Raw genomic sequence first — 19,392 nt, forward strand, 5'->3', positions numbered from 1 at the left:
ACTGAAGATAAGACAAGAGGGGCGAACGAATTCCGTTCAGCCCCTTTGTGTATATTTATGCTTCGTTTCCGGCAGGTTCCGGCGGTGGATCGGTCGGACCATGCTGCAATTGCTTCGCCCAGACGGCATAGCCAACATCATCGTATCCCGTACCCGTTATGGTTGTGCACTCTCGTTCCCAATCCCAAGAGGGCAGCAGCTTCAACAGCGTATGCCCGATTGGTACAAAGCCGGACTGTCCGTCTATATCAGCAGTTTGCGGATGATTCCATTCCAGCACTAGCGTCCGTGCGTTGTCCAGAATCCATGTGCCTTGTCTTACTCCAGCGGAGACAGTTCCGTCGCCATGCAGAGTAAAAGGAACGGATTGCGCCAGATCGGATTGCTGCGGATCAAAAGTGATCCACTCCCAGCTTCCCGCTAATGCCGTCGCATCAAAATCCTGTTCCTGTTCACCAGCATACCGCTCCGGCGAAACGACGGGCCAACCATCTTCCGTCCAAAGCATTTTACGGATATGCAGATACGGCCAGCTTTTGTCTTGTTCACCGCGCGCATGATGCACGATGTAATAATCCTCTCCATCGCATAATACGGAGTTATGCCCCGGTGCAATCCAGCCTTCGCCCTTGCTAAACCGATAACCGCCCAGAATTTTACGTCCAATATCGTGTTGTGGACGGTAATCTAAATCAGTCATCACCCGTCCATGCTGATCGACATACGGCCCGTCGATCCGATCTGCACGAGCAACGCGTACATTATAATCCTTGAATAGCGAATCATACGAGACGAACAAATAATACTGCTTGAATTGTGGGTGATACACGATATACGGTCCTTCAATCGCACTATCGACCGTTTCTTTGTCGCGTCTTGCCAGCAGCGTACCGAATCCGTGTACAGAAGGCTTACCCGTCTGCTCATCCAGCGGCAAAATATGAATGCCACCGAAGAATGAACCGTATACCATCCACTGCTGACCATTAGCGTCGCGTAGCACCTGAGCATCAATCGCATTGGGACCATCGCCCGGCTCCGTACGAATGACAGAACCGCGGTCGATCCACGGTCCTTCCGGTGATTCACTTTCCATCAATCCAATCATTGAGCGAGTACTGCCAAAGGTAGAGGCGGAGTAGTACATCCGATATTTATCGCCAACCTGTACGACATCGGGTGCCCACAAATTGACCGATTGTGCCCATTCGGCAGCGATGTCTGGGATACCGGGCAGCGCATAGCCTACCCATTCCCAGTGAACCAGATCCTGCGATCGGCGCACCATCACGCCGGGTGTCAATTCACCGCCTACTCGCACATCGGTCGAATAAATATAATATCCATCTTTGGTTTTTAAGATGCCCGGATCATGAGCGTTGTTAATATTCCAGCGTGACTCATCATCCAGAATCGATTGATCATACAGCTTGTATGCCGGCGGAGCGGTAGGAAACAGTATGCTCATCCTTTTACTCCAGAAATGGCAACGGATTCGATAATTTGACGCTGGAAGATCAGGAAGATAATCAGAATCGGCAGCAATGATACGACAGATGCCGCCATAATCAGCGGATAGTCACTTTGAATGGCATAGCTAGCGTTAAAGTTAGCGATTACGAGCTGCAAGGTTTGAATTTCTGGCGAGTTCAAATACAGAATTGGCGGCAGATAGTCATTCCAGATACCCATAAACCACAAAATCAATTGAGCGGCAATCGCCGGTTTGATCAGCGGTACGATAATACGTGCATAGATGCCGAAGTAGGAAGTACCGTCAATTTTGGCGGCTTCAATAATCGCATTCGGAATGCTGTACAAATACTGACGCAGGAAGAAGATCATAATGATATTACCGAACAGCCCCGGTACAATCAGTGGCAGCAGGGTATCTACCCATGTCCATTCGGAGAACATGATGAACTGTGAGATCATGACTGCTGGATATGGAATCATCATCGCGGACAGCAGCATCAGGAAGATATGATTTTTGTATGGAAAACGCAGCTTGGCAAACGAGAATGCTGCCAGACTGGATGTCAGCGTACCGATGACCGTGACACTGACTGCAACGATCAAGCTGTTGATAATCCCGCTCATCAGCGGGCCAGCAGTCCAAATTTCTGAATATTTGACGAAATTGAAGGTTTCTGGAATCCACTGCGGTGGCAGAGCGAAGACGGCTTCGCGATCTTTCATGGAAGTGGAGATCATCCAAAGCAGCGGCAGAATCATAAAGATTGCACCGATACACAACACTACAAAGATAATGGCATTGGTTATTTTGTGCTGTTTGCTATATACCATGTGTACACACTCCTTCTCAATCCATGCTTATAATGCTTCCTATGCATCCTACAATCAATCCACATCAAACGAGGAGCTTTCGTTCATTTTGAACTGAACCAGTGTAACGATGAAAATAAACAATCCGAGCACAACTGCCATTGCGGAAGCATAGCCCATTTGCAGATTTTCAAATGCTTTTTGCCAGATATAGAATACGACTGTAGCGGAGGAATATTCCGGTCCGCCAGTTGGTGTCATGATATTGATTTCGGTAAAAATTTGCGATCCGCCGATGATGTTCGTTACGACGAGGAAGAACGTTACCGGACGCACCATCGGCCATGTGATATGGCGGAACATGCTGAATCCGCTGGCACCATCCAGCTCGGCAGCTTCATAATAAGAGCGCGATACACTTTGCAGTGCTGCCAGATACAGCAGCATAGAATAACCAAGACCTTTCCAGATGGTCATCAGAATAATTGCCGGTTTGACGGTAGACGTATTAGCAAGCCAGTTCGGTCCTTTAATGCCAAACAGATCAAGGAATTGATTAACCAGACCGTAGTCACCGTTATACGCCCATTGCCACAGGATGGAGATAGCAGCGAGGGAGGAGATAACCGGTACATAATAAATGACGCGGAAAGCCGTTGTACCCGGAATTTTACGATTTAAACCGAGCGCCAGTAGCAGGGAGAGCAGCAGTCCAATCGGAATCCCGATCATCAGGAAAAATGTATTGTACATGGAGGTGTAGAAGAAGTTGTCGGTAAACAATACTTTATAATTGTCCAGACCGATAAAGTTCATCTGACCCAATCCGTTCCAGTCTGTAAACGAACCATAGATTGAATAGAGCGCCGGATATAGCGTGAACAGCAGGAAACCAATGACCGGCGGGAGGATAAATAAATAGCCGTAAATTTTTTCTTTGCGGTATAGACTAGAGCCTTTTTTCATCACACGAGTTTTGCTGCCTTCCTGAAACAGATCAGAAGTCGCTTTCATCAAGTTCACCCCTACAATTCTGAAATAGTATTTCCTTACCAGTCATCGTAGCGGAATACAAATGAGGTTAGCTTTCCGCTTTACCTAAATATGGTATTGTACCTTGTTTCGCCGAAAACTAACGTCATGTGCACTCCTTACACAGCATGATTGCAGATGATGTATCACTTCAAATGATGGAAAGGAAAAGACGGTCATGCCTGCATGATGGAAGCTGCGCACGCACGGCATGACCGGTTCAAGCGATTACTTACTTGCTGCTTTTGCTTTGGCTTCTTTGGCTTTATTCTCTGCGGCAACCGCTTGATCCAGCAGTGCCTGCATTTTTGGCTGTTCTTGCTTCACAAAATCGGAGGCAGTGATTTTGCCGTCCAGTACAGGCTGCAGATCAGTGAAGAACAGGTCATACCATTCTGCATTGTAAGTGTATTGTCCTGGCAATGGTCTGCCGTATTCGTTAACGATTTGCAGGTATTCTTCTTTGTTTGCAGGTGGCTCAGATGTGTTAGATGCCCATTCTTTTGCCATATCCTGTAGATTCGGAATTTGTACGCCTGCGTCTACGAGTGATTTTTGACCTTCTGGGGAAGCAGACAGGTAGGTTACCAGTTTAGCAGCCAGCTCAGGCTTGGTCGTTTTGTTGGAAACACCGATGCCCAGACTTCCAACCCATGATGCGGTTTTGCCAGTCGAACCAGCAGGGAATGGAATCACGTCATAGTCAAATTTCAGCTCACGCTTGAATGTACTCAAATCCCAAGGTGCTACTGGGAAGAAAGCCAATTCGCCTCTCATCCAGCGTTGATACGTATCCAGTGTTTGCGCCTGCTCGATGGCTGGAGTGATTTTGTATTTATTTTGCATATCGGCGAAGAATTGCAGTGCCTCAATGAATTTTGGATCATCGATCGTTACTTTTGTATGTGTTTGATCCAGCCAGTCTGCGCCATTGCTCCATACAAATGGTTGCAATGTCCATTGTGCATTCAGACCTGTACCGAATTGATCCAATTTACCGTCGCCGTCAGTGTCCTTGGTCAGCTGCTGGTTGACTTTAATGAATTCATCCCAAGTGTACGGCTTGTCTTTGTCTGGGAACGGAATGCCGGCAGCTTTGAACATCGCTTTGTTGTAGCCGAGAGCGAATGGACCCAGATCTTTTGGCAGACCATAGATTGCGCCTTTGCCAACTTCGGTGCCGTCATAACGATACATATTTACGCCATCTGGCCACATGTTCGCAAGATCAACATTGTCTTTGTTTTCGATATACTTTGTAATATCAAGCAGAATATTGTTGTTCACATAAGCTTTCAGGTCTGCCGGATTGTAGAAAAACACGTCCGGGATGCTGTTACCTGTGATCGCTGCTTGCAGCTTGGCAGCGTATTGATCCGGGTTCGTTTGGATCACTTTGACGCTTACGCCGGGGTTATCCTTTTTGAATTGCTCGACTACAGCGGTATAAGCTTTTTGCTCGTCTGGACCGCCGCGGAACATAAAGGTAAGCTGGTTAGGATCGGAGCTGCCTCTGCTGCCGCCACAACCGGCGAGTGCCAGTGAGAACAGCAGTAGTGAGGCCAGAACGATAAAAGCGCTTTTTTTGCGAAACATAAAACGACCTCCTTGTAATGGGTGAATCATGCCGTGCGTTGGATCATTCCGTACAATAGGATAAATCAACTAAATAAGAAGGATTAGGAAAATAAGATAATGATAACGCATACATAATTCATCTGAAGGGATTAGGCTTTACGCAAGCGAATCACGTTCCAAGATGCTTTCGGTAGGCGCGCTGTTAGGATGCCATCATCCAATGTGGATTGACCACGGTTATGCGGTTTCACTTTTTCCTCGTCAGCTGTATTGACCGCTTTGAGATCGTCATTTTCCAGCACGAGATATTCTTCGACGGTATAGCCCTCGAAGGAGCGTACATCAATCGTTACATCCAGTGCGTCGGTCAGATGACGATTAACGGCAAAGATAGTCAGATAATCGTTCTCTTCATCGTGTACAACTGCGCTATCCAGATAAGGGACATCGGTATAATCTTTAGCATCATAAGCAGGAGAATCGATAACTGGTTTGAGCGATACGCCGCGTCCATACACGGAAGCGTGCATATAAGGGTAGAAAATGGTTTGTCTCCATGAACGTCCGCCTGTTTCGGTCATGATCGGTGCGATAACGTTGACCAGCTGAGCCAAACATGCCATTTTCACGCGATCAGCACGACGGAGGAAGGTAAGCAGCATACTGCCGACCAGTAATGCATCTTCAAAATTATAAATGTCTTCAAGCTGCGGCGGGGCAATGCTCCACGGGTCCATTTTGCTGTCGGCTTCGTTGGAGTGATACCAAACATTCCATTCGTCAAAGCTGAGATACATCGTTTTTTTGCTGCGTTTTTTTGCTTTGATATAGTCGCAGGTAGAGATGACGGTGTGAATGAAATGATCCATATCGACTGAGCGAGCCAGATAGTTGGCAGGATCATTGTCATGATTGCCATAATATTGGTGCAGGGAGATGTAATCGACTTCATCATACGTGTAATCCAGTGTAGTCGCTTCCCATTGTGGGAATGTCGCCATACCGGTATTGGAACTGCCGCAGGCAACCAGTTCGATAGAAGAATCGACTTGGCGCATTGCTTTGGCTGTTTCCAGAGCAAGCTTGCCGTAATCTTCCGCGTTTTTGTGTCCGATTTGCCAAGGACCGTCCATTTCGTTACCTAGACACCATGTTTTGATGTTATGCGGATCGGAATAACCATGCTGCTTACGCAGGTCGCTGTAATATGTACCGCCGGGATGATTGCAATATTCAAGCAGGTTGCGAGCTGCATCAATACCGCGTGTTCCGAGATTGACTGCCATCATGACATCGGAACCGACATCCTTTGCCCATCTGGCAAATTCATTCGTTCCTACTTCATTCGGTTCTATCGTTCTCCATGCAAGCTCCATGCGTTTTGGACGATCTGCTACTGGTCCAACGCCATCTTCCCATTTGTAACCGGATACAAAATTGCCGCCCGGATAACGAATGATCGGAACTTGAAGCTCGCGGATCATTTGTTTGACATCATTACGGTAGCCATGCTCGTCTGCCTGTGGATGCGAAGGATCATAAATACCTCCATACACTGCACGACCGAGATGTTCAATAAAAGAGCCATAAATCCGTTTGTCGACTTCGGCAATGCGAAACGATTTGTCAATAATCATTCTAGCTTTGATACTGGATTGTGACATATTATTCATCCTTTCATTTAACCTCATGCAATACTGGATGACTGAAGATCAAGGCGTGGTAGAAATACAGTTTTTACATTCCGAATGTATCACACAATCATTTATCAGTCAATAATAATATTAATTATTAACATTTATATTAACTAAGATAATAGTGTAAAAGCTTGCATGTTAGATGCCGTAAAGATGATGGGCGTTTGTCGTTTTTTGAAATAGCGATGATTTTTTCTTTCTATATATTCATTTGGTCAATTTATTCGGGATGCCTATTTACAAATAGATACGATGTTCGGTATTATAGAATTATAATTATTCTAAGTATAAATTCGATACTCGATAATCTTTACTTTGGAATGAACACAGCCTTACGCCCTGTGCGTGAATATACAGATACCGATCTTCATTTATAGTATAATGGTCAGGCATGACCGATGCGTCGAACGGGTAGCTTACTTGCCGATACAATGACCCATCGTAAATATAAACGATGAAATGACGAATATGGTGAATACAAAATCAATCATTGGACGGACTGTGCAAAATAAACCGGAAGGTGTGAATAACATGATGATGCTGACGGAACAGATAGACCGGATTAAGGAACGCCTAAAATCCAAAGGTTATAAGCTGACGCCACAGCGCGAGACGACAATCCGGGTATTGCTGGAGCACCAAAAAGACCATTTGAGCGCAGAGGAAGTCTTTCTGCTAGTAAAGGAGCAATTCCCGGAGATTGGTATGGCCACCGTCTACCGGGTACTCGATTTGCTTAACGAACTGCAAATCGTACAGAAGGTCAACTTTGGCGACGGAGCCGCGCGCTTTGATCTACGCGCAGCCAATAGCCCTCATTTGCACCACCATCTGATCTGCACCCGCTGCGGTAATGTAGAAGAGATTATGGAAGACTGGCTGCTGGCACTAGAAAAACGAGTAGAACGAGAATACGGTTTTACCGTGACGGATCATCGACTCGATTTTCAAGGCGTATGTTCAGCTTGCCAAGCAAAAGAGCGCGAGAAAAACAAAGGCGGCAAAAACTGCCAAGCCGTTTCCTGAAGTTAAAGATATGCTGCTGATCTGAATGGTAAGACGCATAGTTCCTTCATTAAAGAGCCTGTACAGGCTCTTTTTTGCTGTCTGGGTTACAATTTTCAGCTGTACAACCGACATATAGAGAAAAAGACTATAGTTAACAACGATAAGGTAGTAACTGGACGATAGCGAAAGATGATGATGCCATCCAAGTATGTAATGCTACACAATAGAAAGAACCTAAATATGAAAATGAGCAACGAATATTTGCAACGCTACCTAATTATACCGCGTAAAAGCAGTATAAAGTTACATATATAGAAAAGGGGAAACAAATATGGCTCTTGTAGAAGTCGTTAAATATGATGGCACACCGGATGTCTATGCGTGGAAATATCCCAATGATGAGCTGGGCACATGGACACAATTGATTGTAAATGAATCGCAAGAGGCGATTCTGTTCAAAGGCGGACAAGCATTTGATACGTTCCAAGCAGGGCGACATACGCTGAGCACAATGAATATTCCGTTATTGAACAATATAATCAATCTACCGTTTGGTGGAGAATCGCCGTTTGCGGCGGAAGTTTGGTATATCAATAAGGTGAGCAATTTGGATCTAAAATGGGGTACCAATGCACCTATTCAATTGCAGGACCCGAAATATAAAATTATTATTCCCGTCCGTGCCTTTGGTCAAATGGGTATTATGATTGAGGATTCGCGTAAGTTTCTGATCAAGCTGGTTGGTACACTATCCCGCTTTGACCTGTCGGATATTTCTCGTTATTTCCGCGGTGTGCTGTTGATGAATATGAATGAATGTATTTCTTCGTATTTGGTGCATCGTCAGATCAGTATTCTGGATATTAATGCCTATATCAGCGAAATCTCTGCATTTGTTAAAGAACGCATGGCTCCCGTATTTGCCGAATACGGTATCCGCATTCTGAATTTGTTCGTCGATTCGGTCAATACACCGGATGATGATCCGTCTGTGAAACGTTTGCAGGAGGCATTGGCACGTAAAGCGGAGATGGATATTATCGGCTATACCTATCAGCAGGAACGCAGCTTTGATACACTGGAGGGCGCTGCCAAAAACGAGGGCAGTCTGCAATCGGGCGTGATGGGAGCAGGGTTGGGATTAGGCATGGGCTTTGGTATAGGTGGTCCACTCGGTCAAACGATGGGACAGGTGAGTCGCGTGATGGATGTCAACAGTAATGACGTATCTGCCGGCGCGCCCGCTACTAAAACACAACCATGTCATAACTGTGGTCAACCGCTAATTGCTGGCTCCAAATTCTGTCATCATTGCGGTGATGCCTATCTGGCTTGTGAGCATTGCGGTGCCGATAATCCAGAAGGTGCAGTGAATTGTCATAGCTGTGGCAAAGGGCTGTCTCATCCATGCGGTCAATGTGGAGCTTCCTTAAAAGCAGGAGCGAAATTTTGCCATGAATGCGGAGCGCCGACTTCCGTAACGTGCAGCAACTGCGGACAACCGATGCAGCCCGGTCAGAAGTTCTGTATGGAATGTGGGCATCAGGCGCCGCAACAGGGAGGGCAAGCCTGATGAGCCGACATAGAGGGATTGCCATCATTGCTCTGCTGTATGGATTATCAGTGATCGTTACCATCGTAGGATTTGTACTGCTTGGCAAGGTGCTGATCGTGGACAGCCGATTTTGGATTTCGCTCATTGCCTTGCTGTTGGCAGAGACGTTGTTCTGGTCGCTCGCTGGCTGGGGCTCGATGCGAGGGCAGGCATTCGCATCGACAATGCCTGCTTTTATGGCGCAAATCGTTGTAGCTAGTCTATATGGAGTATTGGCAATCGGGTATATGCTAGTATTATGGCTGCTGCTTCACGTATCGGCCTCCTTTTATGGATGGCTGCATTTGGCAACATTTGTAGTGGCGGTCGGAATCATTGCGCTAGTCAGCTGGTTTATGCAATCAGAGCGTTATACCGATGAGCAAGAACGTGAGCAGAAACTAGGCATCGCCGATATTCGCCAAGGTCTGGGCGAAGCGGGTCTGCATATTCGTAATTGGCAGGAGCCTTATCGCGGCGAAGTTCATCGTCTGTTATCCGAGCTAGAAGAAAGTGTACGTTTTAGCGATCCGGTGACTCATCCTGATGTATGGAGAGAAGAGGAGCAACTGACAGATGAAGTTCGTCATCTGCGTGATCAGATGATGAACGCACCAAGCGGGGATGAGCAGCAGATGAATGACCAACTGGATCAGCTGCGTCAGCATTTCCAATCGGCGCACGATATACTCCGTCAACGAAATGCGAGACTTGCAGTTGCCAAATCATAGACTGTTATCAACATAAATAGGTACGATTTTAGAGATATAGAATTTGTTGAAAGGGGAGTTATGCCATGCTGGCAGGAGGAATCGTCTGTATTATTTTCGCCCTTCCTTTGTTGCTGCTTGGTTTCTTCGGTTTGGTCGGTACCTTGCCTGAAGATCCGGGGACAGCGATTGTAATGGCCATGGTATTTGCTTTGCCGGGGATTATTTTAATGATCATCGGTGTGAGGCTGATTCGGAAAAGTCACATACAATCACAGCTGCAATACGACCAAATGATGGCGGGACAACATTGGAATCCAAACAACGCACCAGCAAACGACGATTATCATTATCCGCAACCACAGCCGCATTCTGATCCATCTAGTGGACAATATAGACCAGAGCAGCCCAATGGCTCGTACAAAATCTATGATCCGCTCGATCCGCGTACGGCTGCCTATATGAATCAGCAGGCAGGGCGCACATCATCTTCATCAGCATCGCCTAATTCTGCAAACGCGGCGGCAAATAGCAGTCATGGAGCCAAAACGATAGATTGTCCCGGCTGCGGTGCACCACAAACGCTAGCTCCACAGCAAAGTCGGGAGTGCGAATATTGTGGTACGGTGGTTACTTACAAATGATTTCAGGATGAATCTAGCACTTTAATGTAAATTTCCTAAATTGCAAAATACCCGCTTCTATTCTGAAAGAAGCGGGTAAGTACTACAAACAAGGCGAAACCGCACAGACATCTGCTGGACGGCTGTTCGCCTTTTCTAGGTGGAATTTGAATTGTAGTACCAATAGCGGTTAAGCTTTTGTTATAGGCTCTGATGCAATTGACAGTTATCCAGCTTCCGCATTAACATAGTGGTATTGCCCGGATGGGCAAAAACGGATAGAAGGTGACTGTAATTGCAACAGCAATATCGACCAACAAGAGCTGAAATTAACCTGGATGCGCTACGTACCAACTACGAGTCTTTCCGTAACGCTTTGCCGGATACCACCTTATTGATGCTTTGCGTCAAAGCGAGTGCCTACGGGCATGGCGCGGTTGAGATATCCAGAGAGCTGGAACGACTTGGGGCGGACTATTTAAGCGTCGCGTTTCTAGACGAAGCGATTGAGCTGCGTCAGCATGGCATCGGCTTGCCCATTCTTGTGCTTGGGTATACCGGGCCGGAAGCGGTGGCGGTCGCTTATGAGTATGACGTTACATTAAATGTATTTACGGAAGACGTGCTAGAAGCGATTGCCGGACTGTCTGTGGAACCTTCCGGACGCAAGCTCAAAGCTCATATCAAAATCGACAGTGGAATGGGACGACTGGGATTATTTCCAGATGAAGCGCCTGCTTTTATCGCAAAAGCATTTCAGGTGCCTACGCTGGAAGTTGAAGGTATGTTTACCCATTTTGCCAGAGCGGATGAGCACAATAAAGATTATACACTGATGCAATACGAAAACTTTCAACGAGTGGACCGGGAATTGCGGAACATGGGTTATACTATCCCTGTAATACATACGGGGAACAGTGCTGCCGCGATGGACATGCCTGAATTATCTCCACAGATGATTCGGCTCGGGATTGCATTGTATGGGCTGTATCCTTCGACCGAAGTGAACCAGCAGGCGATAGAATTAGCCCCGGTCATGACGCTGAAAACGGGAATATCGTACGTGAAGACACTGCCGACCGGTGCGGGCATAAGCTACGGCACCCGCTATTTTACCGATCAGCCAGAAGTGATCGCTACGCTCCCCATCGGTTATGCTGACGGATACTCACGCTTAATGAGCGGAAAAGCCGAAGTGCTGATCCGCGGACGCCGGGTTCCAGTCGTTGGCACCATTTGTATGGATCAGTGTATGGTATCACTCAAATCTTTTGCTGATGAGGCAAAAGAAATCCAAATCGGCGATGAGGTTGTCTTAATCGGCCGTCAGCAGGATGAATTCATTCACGCTGATGAGCCTGCTTCTTGGCTCGGCACCATCAATTACGAAGTTGTTTGCATGATTGCTTCCCGAGTACCTCGCCTGTATTACCGCGATGGTATACCCGTTAGTCGCTGTAACCCCCTTCTAGGATAGAAAATATATTTCGTCTAATGGAAGGAAACGGAAATTTCAGCGCGAATCTTACATAATGTGATGAAAAGTCTGTACGAGCGCCTTCATTGTGGTTTATAATGGTGGCAGCAAAGTAGCCATATGCACTGTGCCTATGGTCAGACCATAAACTTGGATTCGCATTATGAAAATGCCGTTACACAGCTAAGGGGTATAGCTGAAAAGGTTTTGGGGGTGCTGGACAGTTGGACAACATGCAGAACGTGCAAGGGATTACGATCCATTTACCGGATCAGCTTTTGCAGGAAATCGATGGGATCGCAGCTTTGGATAATTCCGACCGCAATGAGGTTATCAGAAAGGCGACGAAAGTGTATCTGACGGAGCGCAAGAAACGGATTGTCCGTGAATCGATGCAGCGTGGGTATATGGAAATGGCCAAGATCAATCTGAGAATCGCTTGTGAAGCGTTCTATGCGGAGGAAGAAGCGGACATCACTCTGGACCGCTTAGTTAGCGGGGTGTAGACATTGATCGTAAAGCGTGGCGATGTATTTTTTGCAGATTTATCGCCCGTCGTCGGTTCTGAGCAGGGTGGCGTGAGACCGGTTCTGGTGATCCAGAATGATATCGGTAATCGCTTCAGTCCGACGGTCATTGTGGCGGCGATTACGGCGCAGATTCAAAAAGCCAAATTGCCGACGCACGTGGAGATCGACGCGAAATCCCATGGGTTTGACCGGGATTCCGTCATTTTACTAGAGCAGATTCGTACCATTGATAAGCAGCGTTTGACTGACAAAATCACACATCTGGATGAGGAGACCATGCGTAGAGTGCATGATTCCCTTCAGATCAGTCTGGGCCTGGTGGATTTCTAAAGGCTTATGGCGAGCAAGTGGACCCGGTGGATGCACCGGGTTTTTTGCGTCTTCCAAAGCTGGGCAACATGAAGATAAGGTATGGTTTGAGATCATGCTCAACTTTTGAGATAATACATCTATTGAACACTTGGTTCTCCGCATGATTGGAGAGTGGAAAGAGGGATCAGATTGGCTGAACAACATGTAATTAGTGAAGCACAGGCAAAAGCCAGCGAACAGCAGGTTCGTGAACGGATCGTGCGGCAGATTGCCGACGAGTTACACATTTCGCAAAAACAAATTCGTACGACGATTGATCTGCTATTGGAAGGCAACACGATTCCGTTTATCGCTCGTTACCGTAAGGAAATGACCGGCGAGCTGGATGAAAATCAACTGCGTGATATTGAAGAACGTCATCAATATTTGCGTAATTTGCAGGAGCGTAAGGAAGAAGTGCTGCGCATCATCAGCGAGCAGGGCAAGCTGACCGAAGAATTGGCAGGCAGCATCCAAAATGCTGCTAAATTGCAAGAAGTGGAAGATCTGTACCGTCCGTATCGTCAAAAACGCAAAACCCGTGCCAGCGTTGCTCGTGAGAAAGGTCTTGATCCGCTTGCAGAATGGATCATGAGCCAGCCCAAGGCGCCGGAAGCACTGGTGAAGGCTGCTGACTATATTGATGCTGAAAAAGGCGTAGAAGACGCTTCACAAGCGTTACAAGGTGCGATGGATATTATCGCGGAAAATATCTCCGACGATGCTGCCATCCGTACATGGGTGCGTCGCTATACACTGGATCACGGAATGCTCGTGACAGAAGCACGCAATGCCGATGAAGAATCCGTATATGAAATGTACTACAACTATCGCGAGCTGGCGAAGAAAATGCCACCGCACCGTATTCTGGCAATTAATCGCGGAGAACGCGAAAATGTGCTGAAGGTGCAGTTGGAAGTAGCGCCAGAGTCGATCCATCGTTATATTGAAAAGCGCATTGTAAAAGGTCCATCCGCCGTCCAACAGCTGCTGGGCAGCGTCATTGAGGATGCGTACAAGCGCCTGATTGCGCCTTCAATTGAGCGCGAAGTCCGTGCTGAGCTGACTGAAAAAGGCGATGAGCAGGCGATCTCTATTTTTGCTGGCAATCTGCGTAATCTACTGCTGCAAGCACCGATTAAGGAAACACGTGTACTTGGAGTCGATCCCGCATTCCGTACTGGCTGTAAACTCGCTGCTGTGGATGAAACGGGTAAGCTGCTGGAAGTAGCAGTGACCTATCCAACACCGCCAGTGAACAAAAAGCGTGAAGCAGCAGACATTTTCCGCCGGATGATTGATCAGCATCAAGTGGAGCTGATTGTGATCGGTAACGGAACCGCTTCTCGCGAAACCGAGCAATTCGTAGCTGAATTGATTCAGGAGATCAACGAACGCAAGCTGGCGTACCTGATCGTCAGCGAAGCAGGAGCAAGTGTCTACTCTGCATCCAAGCTGGCACAGGAAGAATTCCCAGATCTGGATGTGGCACAGCGCAGTGCGGCTTCGATTGCTCGCCGTGTACAGGATCCTCTTGCCGAACTAGTCAAAATCGATCCCAAAGCAATCGGTGTAGGTCAATATCAGCATGACGTTTCGCAAAAGAACTTGGAAAACTCGCTCAAAGGCGTAGTAGAGTCCGCAGTTAACCATGTTGGTGTCGATGTGAATACCGCTTCGCCATCGCTGCTGTCGTATGTAGCAGGCGTGAACGCAACCATCGCCAAAAATATCGTGAAATATCGCGAAGAGAACGGTCGTTTTACTAGCCGTAAGCAGCTGCAAAAAGTACCGCGTCTCGGTGCCAAAACATTGCAGCAGTGTGTCGGTTTCCTGCGTATCAAGGGCGGCGACAATCCGCTTGATTATACAGGCATTCACCCAGAAACGTACGATGCTACATTGAAGCTGCTGAAATCGCTCGACATCAAGCCGGAGCAACTGGGTAGTGATGAAGCTGTATCTGCCCTAGCAAGCGTCGATGTGGAGCAAGCCGCTACCGCATTGGACATCGGTGTACCTACACTACGCGATATTCTGGATAGTCTACAGCGTCCAGGTCGTGATCCACGCGATGAGCTGCCACTGCCAATCTTCCGTACAGATGTATTGAAAATTGAAGATCTAACACCGGGTATGGAGCTGCAAGGTACCGTGCGCAACGTCATCGACTTTGGTGCCTTTGTAGATATCGGCATCAAAAACGACGGTCTAGTGCATATCTCGCAGCTAAGTGAAGGCTTTGTGAAGCATCCAATGGACGTAGTATCAGTTGGTGACAACGTTACGGTCTGGGTACTGAATGTTGATCTGAAAAAGGGCAGAGTCGGTCTGACAATGCGCAAATCATCCGCTGGTCAAGCATATGGACAATAAGAACAGTACTAGTTCTTATTAGAGAAACTAGAGAAATGTATACCATATAAGCAGTTCGATCGATCAGAGTGCTGAAGTTACTGACAGCCTGAGGAGCATCTAACGCTAAGAATACTATCAAGTGGTTTCTTACTCTGTTTGTAATCTCGATTACATCTGCATGACCTAAGTGGAAGAAAAGAAAAAAGGCTGCGTCTCTTCATGAACAATCTCATGAAAGAGAGCAGCCTTTTTGTTGAGCTATCATAGCGTATATCTACCGTTCATATTGAACGATTCATATACAATGATACATGTGCATCTATGCGCTTCCAAAGCGTATAATGAAGCGTTCCAATACGATTAAACCTGCTGTTCCTCGTATTCCTCGTACCATTGTTCCAACTGTGCCTGAAGCGCACGAATTTCCGTTAGCAATGAGATCAACGGATATTCTTTTTCTTGTAGGGATGCAAAGGATTGCTCTAGCGCATTGATATAATCCAATCCCCCAACAATCACCGCTTCGTCCTGCAACAATTCAAGCTGACTGCATTCCGCTACCGCACGCGGCAGAGCAGGTACATTTGCCGCCGTTAATTTGCTGATTTCCTTATGTAAACGAAGATTCAGCGCACTCAATTGGTACGCGTAATCAGCAGGCATCTCCACATATTCCAGATGTTGATTCTGCTGCAAAATAATATAGCGCATACGAGATGTAGTCATTCCTCATGCTCCCCTGCATAGAATTGCTGCCGATGATGACAGCATATAGTTATAATAAAAGCTTGCCAAAATACAGTTTGTACTTGAAGTGTAATGCATAACAAAGTTAAAATTCAAGAGAAGATGCTGATTTGCTTTGCTTTTCTGAAAGAAGAGCATCATACATGCAAATCACCATACAGCCGGAACAATCATACGAAAAGGAGCAGAGCGGGTTTCATGACTAACGAAGAGCTACAGGCATGGGTGGAGCAGCTATCTCTTGAGCATTTTGATCGTCCATTTCTGCATCATGCCGTATTCAACGGACGGCTCCGTACGACCGGTGGGCGTTATTTTTTGCGCAGCCACAATATTGAGATCAATCCACACCAATTGCAGGCATTTGGACGCGAAGAAGTGGAAAAGATCATCAAGCATGAGCTATGTCACTATCATTTACACATTACAGGACGCGGATATCAGCATAAGGACCCTGAGTTCAAATACTGGCTGCAGCGTGTTGGCGGTGGACGTTATTGCCAGATCCCACCGGAGATGATGGGCAACAAGCGCAAAGAGTTGTATCGTTATCGACTTCTGTGCCGTGATTGCCAGACCCAATATCTGCGCAAGCGCCGGATGGACCCGACACGATATCGCTGTGGCAAGTGTGGAGGAAAACTTACATTGGAGTCGCTTGACTTGCCAAGAGAAACATGGTAATCTATTTTTTGTATTGATCAACGTTCCCTGATAGCTCAGTTGGTAGAGCACTCGACTGTTAATCGAGTTGTCACAGGTTCGAGTCCTGTTCGGGGAGCCATTTCTTGGAGAGATACCCAAGTGGCTATAAGGGGACCCTCTGCTAAGGGGTTAGACTGCGTAAGCGGTGCGAGGGTTCGAATCCCTCTCTCTCCGCCATATGAATTTTACGATTCATGTAGCAAGATTAGCAGCATACATAAGTAGTAAAAGAGTCGACGATGTCGGCTCTTTTTTTTACCTCATACGTTTTATCCACTATCAGTTCTATCTATTATACGTTGGAATATAGCCAGCAAAACGATGTGTCAAGGAATCAACATATGCATGGATATCCAGCAGCATGGCTCATCACACCAGTCAGATTATGAAATAGAATAGAAACTAAAAAGCCCTTTGATCTGTATAGAGCAGTATACGGATCAAGGGGCTTTTTGGTGATTCGTTTCATATCAATATTGTGCATACCGTCGATTCAAGACAAAGGTACATTCAATCCAAGCGCTTTGTAAATGGCATGTGCCACACCGTCTTCCTCATTGGTGCGTGTTACTTCATCTGCAATTGCTTGAACTTCCGGTTCAGCATTCCCCATAGCTACACCAAGACCAGCGAGCTGGATCATGGAGACATCGTTAAAGTTATCGCCAATCGCCATCGTTTGCTCAAGCGGGATATTGTAATGCTCGGCTAGATGCTGAAGCGCTGTGCCTTTGGAAGCATGTTTATGCTCCAACTCGAAGTTGAAATTACCGGACACAACCATTGTCATATCGTCGCGGTTAGCGAAATGCTGCCGTCCTCTTTCTAATTTGTCAGGATCAAGGGAGAGGGAGAGGATATTGTAAAATTGCGCGTCTTGCGGAATATCCGTATACGTATCGACGCGAGTCATTTTCAAACGGGCACCCATCGACTGCATCGCTTCCAGCATTTGCAGATACGTAGGGTCAGGGTTGGTGCTGAGTAGTCGATCCACCTCAACCGCCAGCAGCTGATGACCGCTGCCGATGGTATAGATGCCGCGGCTCGTATGCGCTTGATAGTAGTAGTCATTGCTTTCCAGCCAATGCAATACTTCCTCTGCCTGCTGACGCTCTAAAGGCAAGGAGAATAGATGCTCACGATGCTCGTCATGGATGACCGAGCCATTAGAGGAAATAACGGGTGTAATCAGCTCAGCAGCATCGAGAAAGCTGCGAACATTGTTGTGCTCGCGTCCAGTCGCAATACTGACGATAATACCTTCCTGTTGAGCAGCCAGAATGGCGGCTTTGTTTACTTCATTAATATAGCTGTGTCCGCTTAGTAAGGTTCCATCCAAATCAATTGCGATTAATTTGATACTCATATTGTCAGCTCCTTTGTAAATGATGGATCAGCGACCCATAGTTCAACCTCGTATTGTTCCAGTAACTCTTGAATGGAAGGATCAGGCGAGCGATCCGTAATAATCAGATCAACCTCGGACAGATCCGCAAATTTATAAAACAGCTCGCGTCCGAATTTGGAATGATCGGCTAGCACGACAACCATTTCGGCTTGTTGCATCATTTTATGCTTGATTCGTCCTTCTTCGACCGACAGCGAGGTTAGCCCTTTGGCAGAAATGCTGCCTACCCCGATAAAGGCACGTTCAGCAAAATAATGCGATAACGTCTCAATTGCTGCCGATCCATATACATAACGATGCTGGGATTGCAGCTGCCCACCAAGCAGATGCACTGAAATATCCTGCTTGTCAGATAACACATCCGCTTGGTTAATCGAATTGGTGATGACAGTACAGCCGGGCGCGTCGATAAACTCAGCACATGCCTGTACCGTAGTGGAGGAATCGAGGATGATGCGTTCGCCGCCCTTGATTAATTGTGCAGCACGATGTCCGATTTGCTTCTTTTCCGTGGACACTGTGTTTAGGCGATCTTTGTAACTGGGAATGGTAATTTTACCGATGGAGAGGAGTGCGCCGCCGCGAGTACGAATAATGGAGTTTTGTTCTTCTAATCGTACGAGATCACGCCGAGCGGTGTCTCGGGATACCCGAAACAGTTGGCAAATATCCTCAATCGTTATCCGCCGATGTTCGCTCAGATAATCCAAAATATGAAGCATACGTTCTTCCTGATACATGATCCACAATCTCCTTTATATGCGATGCGTCATAAGTATCATCATTAAGTGTATATAAGTCATTATAAGCAAATATAAGTTTAATAACAAGATAAAGTACGTAAAATAAGTGTAAATAAGGCAATTGCTGATGATCACTTGCTTTATATGGCACATATATTGCTTACTAACTATGTACAAATAATTCTTTAAAAAAATGCTTGCAATGTGACTCTGTACTTGATATAATCATTTTTGTTGCTGAGAAAACATGGCCCGTTGGTCAAGGGGTTAAGACACCTCCCTTTCACGGAGGTAACAGGGGTTCGAATCCCCTACGGGTCATCCCTTATTATAGTATTGAGAGCCATTAGCTCAGTTGGTAGAGCACCTGACTTTTAATCAGGGTGTCGAAGGTTCGAGTCCTTCATGGCTCACATTTATATTATATGCCATGCGGTCGTGGTGGAATGGCAGACACGCTATCTTGAGGGGGTAGTGGGTGTATACCCGTGGAGGTTCGAGTCCTCTCGACCGCATTCATGAAGTAAACAAAAAGTCCCTGT

The 19,392-nt window shown here is 46.7% G+C and carries 17 protein-coding genes and 5 tRNA genes; 14 read left to right on the forward strand and 8 right to left on the reverse strand.

What is annotated here, in order from left to right; all coding sequences use genetic code 11:
- Positions 1–55 precede the first annotated feature (55 nt).
- The 5 genes from ABXR35_RS01720 to arfA form a co-directional block, all read right to left on the reverse strand.
- Positions 56–1,468, reverse strand: coding sequence for an arabinan endo-1,5-alpha-L-arabinosidase (locus ABXR35_RS01720; protein WP_367054578.1), 1,413 nt, complete (start codon positions 1,466–1,468; stop codon positions 56–58).
- Entirely contained in the window at positions 1,465–2,307 is an 843-nt protein-coding gene (locus ABXR35_RS01725) for a carbohydrate ABC transporter permease (protein WP_367054580.1), read from the reverse strand. Before ABXR35_RS01725 ends, ABXR35_RS01720 begins: the two co-directional genes overlap by 4 nt.
- 54 nt (positions 2,308–2,361) lie before the next feature.
- Complete coding sequence (locus tag ABXR35_RS01730) at positions 2,362–3,300, reverse strand: carbohydrate ABC transporter permease (RefSeq protein ID WP_436669311.1); 939 nt, start codon at positions 3,298–3,300, stop codon at positions 2,362–2,364.
- A 246-nt stretch (positions 3,301–3,546) separates the two neighbouring features.
- On the reverse strand, positions 3,547–4,914 hold the full coding sequence (locus ABXR35_RS01735; protein WP_367054583.1) for an ABC transporter substrate-binding protein: 1,368 nt from the start codon (positions 4,912–4,914) through the stop codon (positions 3,547–3,549).
- 131 nt (positions 4,915–5,045) lie between these two features.
- On the reverse strand, positions 5,046–6,560 hold the full coding sequence (gene arfA / locus ABXR35_RS01740) for an arabinosylfuranosidase ArfA (RefSeq protein WP_367054585.1): 1,515 nt from the start codon (positions 6,558–6,560) through the stop codon (positions 5,046–5,048).
- A 567-nt stretch (positions 6,561–7,127) separates the two neighbouring features.
- Between arfA and fur the strand changes: the two genes are divergently transcribed.
- From fur to ABXR35_RS01780, 8 genes are all read left to right on the forward strand, one after another.
- The gene (gene fur / locus ABXR35_RS01745; protein WP_436669343.1) at positions 7,128–7,619 is read left to right on the forward strand and encodes a ferric iron uptake transcriptional regulator; all 492 of its coding nucleotides are present in this window, start codon (positions 7,128–7,130) and stop codon (positions 7,617–7,619) included.
- 313 nt (positions 7,620–7,932) lie between these two features.
- Positions 7,933–9,174: an SPFH domain-containing protein gene (locus tag ABXR35_RS01750; protein ID WP_367054588.1), complete on the forward strand. Its 1,242-nt coding sequence runs from the start codon at positions 7,933–7,935 to the stop codon at positions 9,172–9,174.
- Positions 9,174–9,926 (forward strand): hypothetical protein, encoded by a 753-nt coding sequence (locus tag ABXR35_RS01755; RefSeq protein ID WP_367054590.1) that lies wholly within the window; start codon positions 9,174–9,176, stop codon positions 9,924–9,926. The genes ABXR35_RS01750 and ABXR35_RS01755 overlap by 1 nt, the downstream gene beginning before the upstream one ends.
- A gap of 65 nt (positions 9,927–9,991) precedes the next feature.
- Positions 9,992–10,549, forward strand: coding sequence for a hypothetical protein (locus tag ABXR35_RS01760; RefSeq protein WP_367054592.1), 558 nt, complete (start codon positions 9,992–9,994; stop codon positions 10,547–10,549).
- Between the two features lie 274 nt (positions 10,550–10,823).
- A complete protein-coding gene (gene alr, locus ABXR35_RS01765) occupies positions 10,824–12,005 on the forward strand; it encodes an alanine racemase (RefSeq protein ID WP_367054595.1) in 1,182 nt (393 codons plus the stop codon).
- A 224-nt stretch (positions 12,006–12,229) separates the two neighbouring features.
- Positions 12,230–12,511 (forward strand): CopG family ribbon-helix-helix protein, encoded by a 282-nt coding sequence (locus ABXR35_RS01770; protein ID WP_367054597.1) that lies wholly within the window; start codon positions 12,230–12,232, stop codon positions 12,509–12,511.
- A 3-nt stretch (positions 12,512–12,514) separates the two neighbouring features.
- Entirely contained in the window at positions 12,515–12,865 is a 351-nt protein-coding gene (locus ABXR35_RS01775) for a type II toxin-antitoxin system PemK/MazF family toxin (protein ID WP_017812889.1), read from the forward strand.
- Between the two features lie 171 nt (positions 12,866–13,036).
- The gene (locus tag ABXR35_RS01780) at positions 13,037–15,262 is read left to right on the forward strand and encodes a Tex family protein (RefSeq protein WP_367054600.1); all 2,226 of its coding nucleotides are present in this window, start codon (positions 13,037–13,039) and stop codon (positions 15,260–15,262) included.
- A 342-nt stretch (positions 15,263–15,604) separates the two neighbouring features.
- On the opposite strand, the gene ABXR35_RS01785 is transcribed toward ABXR35_RS01780, so the two are convergent.
- On the reverse strand, positions 15,605–15,970 hold the full coding sequence (locus ABXR35_RS01785; protein ID WP_367054603.1) for a hydrolase/acyltransferase: 366 nt from the start codon (positions 15,968–15,970) through the stop codon (positions 15,605–15,607).
- Between the two features lie 219 nt (positions 15,971–16,189).
- Here ABXR35_RS01785 and ABXR35_RS01790 point away from each other — a divergent pair, with 219 nt between their 5' ends.
- The 3 genes from ABXR35_RS01790 to ABXR35_RS01800 all read left to right on the forward strand — a co-directional run bounded on the left by ABXR35_RS01790 (position 16,190) and on the right by ABXR35_RS01800 (position 16,873).
- On the forward strand, positions 16,190–16,675 hold the full coding sequence (locus ABXR35_RS01790) for a SprT family protein (RefSeq protein WP_367054606.1): 486 nt from the start codon (positions 16,190–16,192) through the stop codon (positions 16,673–16,675).
- 24 nt (positions 16,676–16,699) lie between these two features.
- Positions 16,700–16,775, forward strand: a tRNA-Asn gene (locus tag ABXR35_RS01795).
- 6 nt (positions 16,776–16,781) lie between these two features.
- Positions 16,782–16,873: transfer RNA gene (locus tag ABXR35_RS01800), tRNA-Ser, on the forward strand.
- 316 nt (positions 16,874–17,189) lie between these two features.
- Here ABXR35_RS01800 and ABXR35_RS01805 read toward each other — a convergent pair.
- Positions 17,190–18,065, reverse strand: coding sequence for a Cof-type HAD-IIB family hydrolase (locus ABXR35_RS01805; protein WP_367054608.1), 876 nt, complete (start codon positions 18,063–18,065; stop codon positions 17,190–17,192).
- On the reverse strand, positions 18,062–18,847 hold the full coding sequence (locus tag ABXR35_RS01810) for a DeoR/GlpR family DNA-binding transcription regulator (protein WP_367054611.1): 786 nt from the start codon (positions 18,845–18,847) through the stop codon (positions 18,062–18,064). Before ABXR35_RS01810 ends, ABXR35_RS01805 begins: the two co-directional genes overlap by 4 nt.
- 252 nt (positions 18,848–19,099) lie before the next feature.
- On the opposite strand from ABXR35_RS01810, the gene ABXR35_RS01815 reads away from it, so the two are divergent.
- The 3 genes from ABXR35_RS01815 to ABXR35_RS01825 all read left to right on the forward strand — a co-directional run bounded on the left by ABXR35_RS01815 (position 19,100) and on the right by ABXR35_RS01825 (position 19,365).
- A tRNA-Glu gene (locus ABXR35_RS01815) sits at positions 19,100–19,171 on the forward strand.
- 19 nt (positions 19,172–19,190) lie between these two features.
- A tRNA-Lys gene (locus ABXR35_RS01820) sits at positions 19,191–19,263 on the forward strand.
- 19 nt (positions 19,264–19,282) lie between these two features.
- Positions 19,283–19,365 (forward strand) — tRNA-Leu (locus tag ABXR35_RS01825).
- Positions 19,366–19,392: the final 27 nt, after the last annotated feature.

The sequence above is a fragment of the Paenibacillus sp. JQZ6Y-1 genome, from assembly GCF_040719145.1.
Taxonomy (GTDB): domain Bacteria; phylum Bacillota; class Bacilli; order Paenibacillales; family Paenibacillaceae; genus Saccharibacillus; species Saccharibacillus kandeliae.